Origin of the sequence: Longimicrobium sp. (assembly GCF_036280135.1) — a bacterium.
Classification (GTDB): Bacteria; Gemmatimonadota; Gemmatimonadetes; order Longimicrobiales; family Longimicrobiaceae; genus Longimicrobium.
The window spans coordinates 1-5,235 of the sequence record NZ_DASURI010000277.1 but is presented as its reverse complement, the minus strand read 5'-3'; the positions used below and the strand labels follow the sequence as shown (position 1 = coordinate 5,235).

At 68.0% G+C, this 5,235-nt stretch carries 7 protein-coding genes; 4 read left to right on the top strand and 3 right to left on the bottom strand.

The window, feature by feature from the left end; genetic code table 11:
* Nucleotides 1-250 precede the first annotated feature (250 nt).
* The 4 genes from VFZ20_RS08775 to VFZ20_RS08760 all read left to right on the top strand — a co-directional run bounded on the left by VFZ20_RS08775 (nt 251) and on the right by VFZ20_RS08760 (nt 3,406).
* Entirely contained in the window at nt 251-424 is a 174-nt protein-coding gene (locus VFZ20_RS08775; RefSeq protein ID WP_329683482.1) for a hypothetical protein, read from the top strand.
* 199 nt (nt 425-623) lie between these two features.
* Entirely contained in the window at nt 624-1,619 is a 996-nt protein-coding gene (locus VFZ20_RS08770; RefSeq protein WP_329683481.1) for a carboxypeptidase-like regulatory domain-containing protein, read from the top strand.
* Nucleotides 1,620-1,875: 256 nt separating this feature from the next.
* The gene (locus VFZ20_RS08765; protein WP_329683480.1) at nt 1,876-2,373 is read left to right on the top strand and encodes a hypothetical protein; all 498 of its coding nucleotides are present in this window, start codon (nt 1,876-1,878) and stop codon (nt 2,371-2,373) included.
* Nucleotides 2,374-2,629: 256 nt separating this feature from the next.
* Nucleotides 2,630-3,406 carry a hypothetical protein gene (locus VFZ20_RS08760; protein WP_329683479.1) on the top strand — a complete coding sequence of 259 codons (777 nt, stop codon included), beginning with the start codon at nt 2,630-2,632 and terminating at the stop codon, nt 3,404-3,406.
* Between the two features lie 441 nt (nt 3,407-3,847).
* On the opposite strand, the gene VFZ20_RS08755 is transcribed toward VFZ20_RS08760, so the two are convergent.
* From VFZ20_RS08755 to VFZ20_RS08745, 3 genes are all read right to left on the bottom strand, one after another.
* A complete protein-coding gene (locus VFZ20_RS08755; protein WP_329683478.1) occupies nt 3,848-4,273 on the bottom strand; it encodes a nuclear transport factor 2 family protein in 426 nt (141 codons plus the stop codon).
* Nucleotides 4,274-4,662: 389 nt separating this feature from the next.
* A complete protein-coding gene (locus VFZ20_RS08750; protein WP_329683477.1) occupies nt 4,663-4,935 on the bottom strand; it encodes a hypothetical protein in 273 nt (90 codons plus the stop codon).
* A gap of 79 nt (nt 4,936-5,014) precedes the next feature.
* A partial coding sequence (locus VFZ20_RS08745; protein ID WP_329683476.1) for a hypothetical protein occupies nt 5,015-5,235 on the bottom strand: 221 nt, incomplete at its 5' end.

The window sequence follows — 5,235 nt, the reverse complement described above, 5'->3', positions numbered from 1 at the left end:
AATTTCCGCGTGGCTGATGCAGCCGGCGACGCGATCCGTCGCGGTCTTGAAATCCATGGCTCCAGTACACGTGGGGATTGACTTACGCGCACCAGTATATTACTTTATATACTGGCAGGGCGAAAAGCAAGGCTGCCGGACACCCTCAGCAAGTGAAGCCGACAGCCTTACCACAGACGACCCGAAGGCCGCCCGCTCACCAAGAGTAGCCCTGCCGGGCGCCGAGGGTCAAGCCCACTGGAGGTGCACCATGGCCCGCAAGCAGACCGCCGCAGCGCCCGCCACCCAGCCGCAGCACGGCTACACCATCGCAAAGCGGAAGCGCAGCCGGTTCTGGGACGTGCTCGACCCCTCGGGACGGCTGGTGTGCGTCACCGTCTACAAGCGGGGCGCGGAAGAGGTGGTGCGGCGGCTCGCCGCGTGAGGCCCGAAAAGTGGCGCGGCTCCCAGCCGCGCCGCTTCCGTATTCATCCGCCGTTCGGTGCATCAGCCACTTTCGCACCGTGGAATCTCGCCACTTTCCTCACCTGAACCACTGCTACCCATCCGCGCCGAACCGCCCTCGGAGCCCAACCATGATCCTGTGTCGAAGCGCGCGTGCGGTCCACCTGCGTCCGGGCTGGATGCGCCTGCTGGCAGTCCTGGCCGTGCTGGGCGCGCAAGCCGCCGGCGCGCAGGTTCGTGGAACGATCGTGGACACGGGCGGCGCGTTCCTGCGCGATGCGGAGGTACAGGTCTGGACCGGCACCCGCTACCTCGGACAGCTGAACACGGACGAGCAGGGCACGTTTCGCCTGCGCCGGCTGGAGGTGGACTCGCTGACGCTGACCGTACATCGAATCGGCTTCAATACGCGGATCGTGGAATTGGCCGCATCGGACACGGCGGTGCTCGTGCGGATGGAGCCCGCCCCCGTGCGCCTGGCGCCCGTCACGGTGGCATCGACCGGCCGGCGCATCTGCCCCAACCGCGAAGATCCACGGGCACGGGCACTGTGGACGGCGATGCGCGGCCGGTACTGGCAGCCGACATCCCCCGCGGTCGTGGTGTTTGGCCTGCTCGAGAAACGCTCCGGCGTGGGGAGCAAACAGGACGTGTACGATCCCGCGGCCGGAGAGCGGAGCACGGGGTGGACGGAGGACGCGCTCCTGATTGCCCACCCGGAGCTCATGGCCCTCTCCGGCTACGCCACGCGGGCAAACGGCGGTACGGGCTTTCGCACGGCGTTCTGGCAGTACCGGTTCCTGGATGATGGAGGGATGCAGGACTTCACGGGCGATTGGTTCGGCCAGGCGCACACGCTCTCCACGGTGGACGCGGGCGGGGAAACCGTGCTCGTGTTTTGTCCGCGCGAGCGGATGCAGCGCACCGGGCAGATGGAAGGAACGCTGCGCCTGGACGTCGCCATGAACCTGGTGCAGGCACAATGGCGCTTCCGCACGCCGCCCCCGGACGAGGACGCGGGAGGCGAAGCGATGTACCTGCCCCCCGCTCTGGCGCTGGGACGCGCGCTGCTCGTTCGCGAAAGCTGGTTTTGGAGAAAGACCAACGGCGGGCGCTACTACTTCGAGGCAAAGACGTTTACCGGGTGGCGTCGTTCCAACGCAGTGCCGCGGTAACGCAACGATTGGCGCCGCGGAGGATACTCCCCGCTGCGCCGGTTTCGTCGGTGCGGACGGCCCGCATCAACCCTGGCCTTGGTTGATCGAAGTGGCGCCAGGAGCGTTCTACTTTTTGAGCAGGAGAAGCTGGATGCTTGAGAACATCGGGCGGAGCGCTACGCTCCTGGCGTTGGGGTGCCTCGTAGCATGCGTTCCCGCGGCGTCGAGTACCGCGCAGGTTTCAGCCGCCCCCGCGCCCGCTGGAACGTACCAGGTGTCGATCTGCGGGGGCGCCTGCGCCACGGACGGGTCCAATCTCCTGGTGACCGGTCTGCTTGTGCTCACGCCGGAGACGTTCACCCTGGAGCGGCTGTCGGATGCCGGGCAGCGCCACCTGCGCGAGCGCGACCCGTGGCTGCTCGTCGCGCTCAGCGAATCCGACCGCGAGCCCAACGCCTGCTTTGCCCTGGAACGCCGCCCTGGCCAGGGCGCGTCAACCCTTGCGAGCACCGCGCCGGCGGGGATCACCGATTGGCGCAGCAGCGAGCGCGGAATCGCGGTGCTGCTGTGGGCGTCTCCCGACGCGGGATACGCAGCCGAGCTGCGCCCCGATGGCCGGAACCTGGTGGGAAGCGGGTTTACCTGGGACATGTCCGGCGGGTATCGACAGACCCCCGAAAGCATCGTCGCCACGTACGTCGGGCCGCCGGACCTGGATCGCTGCATCCGCGTGATCGAGGACGAAGCGGCGCGGAGCCCCGTACGGAATTGAGCATCGGTCCGTAGAGGTTTTCGCCAGCTCGGCGCCCGGCCAGCAGCAGGACGGCTGGCGTGCATCACCGTACGGCGGGCGCGGAAGAGGTAGTGCGGCGGATGCCGCGTGACACGCAACCAGACCGGCGCCGCGGAGAAGCCTCCGCGGCGCCGGTTTGCGTTCGTAACCGTGAGCGCATGAGAGTGGCGCCGGCGGGCGCTCGTTTCTATCCTTCAGCCAGCCTGCCACTTCCCTTCCCCACCGCTGATCCCCCATGCGCCGACTGCATCTGCTGGAGATCGAGGACCAGCCGTGGTGCCCGGCCGTCCTGCGCGACGCGGCGACGGACTTTCTGCAGTTCATGATCGTACGCACGGACACGTACGCGCCCGCCGTCCCCCTGCTGCGGTCCGCGCTGGAGCGCGCGGGGACGCGGCAGGTGGTGGACCTGTGCTCCGGGGGCGGCGGACCGTGGCCCGGGCTGCTGCCGCAGCTCGATTCCGCCGACGCGCCCGTGCAGGTGCGGCTCACGGACCGCTACCCCAACCGCGAGGCGTTCGACCACGCCAACGAGCGCACCGGCGGCCGGCTGGCCTTTCACGCGGAGCCGGTGGATGCGACCGCGCTCCCCGCGGGCCTCACGGGCTTTCGCACGCTCTTTACCGCCTTTCACCACTTTCCGCCGGACGCCGCGCGCGCCATCCTGGCCGACGCGGTGCGCACCGGTCAGGGGATCGGCGTGTTCGAGGCGACGCAGCGGTCGGTGCCGTCCCTCATCGCCACGGCGTTCTCACCGCTGATCGTGCTGCTCGTGACGCCCTTCATCCGCCCCTTCCGCTGGTCGCGCCTCTTCTGGACGTACGTCATCCCGCTCGTGCCGCTGCTGGTGCTATTCGACGGGCTGGTGTCGTGCCTGCGCACCTACACGCCGCGGGAGCTGCGGGAGATGGCGGACTCGCTCGACGCGCCGGGATACACGTGGGAGATCGGTCACGCGAAGGGCCGCGCGCCCGTGCCGGTGACCTACCTGCTCGGGCTCCCGCCGTCGTAGCGGCGACCTGTCGGCACCGCGCGTCATCGTAGCTGCTGGAGGTGTGACGTGATCAGCAACCACACGTCTCGTTGGGCGGGCAAGTGTTTGTGACCAGTCCTTCTGGACAGATACACCAATTGTATCCGCTGAACGTGGGATCAGTGTCTCCGCATCCTACGCCGCTGTCACGGCCGTGCACGGTTCCGCGGACCGGATCCCCATCGCGGCTGGTCGGGAACGATTGCACCGTCAATTCATCGATACGCAACCGTAGCTTCCGCATGTTGAGCCTCCCTTTCAATGTGGATGATCCAAGGCGCAGGATGAAAGCATAATAAATGTCGCGAGGCCATCGCACACCCACATGGCCTCGTCCAGCATCAGGTACAGACGGCAGGGCGAACCTGGCGCTTGGCCGGGCACGCCGCGGTGGCGATCGGGCGTGAAAAACCAATTACGTCAGTCCCTGCCCTCCTCGTCGATGAAGCCGCCGGCGGGAGCGGGGTGCGGAATGCTCCAGCCGAAAAAGACCTGCGTCTCCACGATGCGGCCGTCGCGCACGCGGTGCAGCTCGGCGTTGCGGAAGGGCGGACCGCCCATCGCGCCCTCGTAGACGATCCACGCGAGCTCCCCGTCCTCCGTGCCGTGGAGCAGGTTCATGCTCGTCATCACCTCGCTCCCGGGCCAGCAGCGCGCAAAGTAGGTGGCGCGGTCCAGCGCGTTGTCGCGCGGCGACGTAAAGCGGTAGTCGTCCGCGATCACCGCCTCGATCGCCGCGCGGTCCTTGTCCAGATACGCCCGCAGGGCGCGCTTTACCGTCTCGAGCGGGCTGGACATGGCGAATCCCGGGTCAGGGTCGATGCGCATGCGCGCGTCGTCCGTCATCCGCCACGCTCGGTCCGGAGGGGCGCGAAGAGGCGACGGGCGAGGCGAGCTGGATCGGCAAGCCGATGCAGCAACGATGCCTCGTGGACCGGCGGATGCATCGGCCAGGATCCGCATCCGACCGGCGTAATCCGGAATTCCGTAGCAGATTCCTTGGAGCGAAGTATCGATACGGCAACGAGTTGACGCACGTCGCGCCGGGCCGATATCGTTCATCCTCGCGACGCCGCGCCTGGCGTGGAGATCGGACGGACTGACTCGCATCCGCCCGATTGCACACGCCTGGCGAACGGCTGTCACAACTGCTTTTCCGGGTGCGGTTCCATCCGGGCCTGAAGCGGAACCGGCGCCGCGGAGAGCGATCTCCGCGGCGCCGGTTCGTTCGTGCGTCAGCCGCGCGGGGCGGGGTCGGCGCCCTTCACCAGCATCTCCACGTACGCGTCGGGGCTGGTGCCCGGCGGCAGGTACGTGATGCCCGTAAAGCCGTTCTCGGGCGTGATGATGGACTCGTCCTCGCGGACGGCACCGCCGCGTACGGCGTCGATGCCGCCGTTGGTCCACGTGGTGTCGTCCAGCTTCTGGTCCCGCCGGTTGATGGGCTCCACGCAGAATACGCGGCCCGATTGCCGGTCGCGGATGAAGTAGCGGCCGGTGGTGCTCATGGTGCCTCCTGGGCGTGTGTGTGTCGGTCTCGGTGGATGATGTTCGTCTCCGCCGGCGCACACCCCGGGAGGCGGCGGCTCAGCGGCGCGCGTTCTGGTCCATGTCGCACCTGCCTGTGAAACGGTGGATCGCGATCCGCCCCGCTGCACGATCCGTCGTGCGCCGGGTGGATGATGGGCAACAAAAAAGGAGTCGCGGCCGGATCACGTCGTCCACCTCAAGGCGGACGACGGCAGGCGCGGAGGATGATCCACCGCTGCCCGCGATCCAGGGACGCGACTCCCAATGCGCGGCAAGTC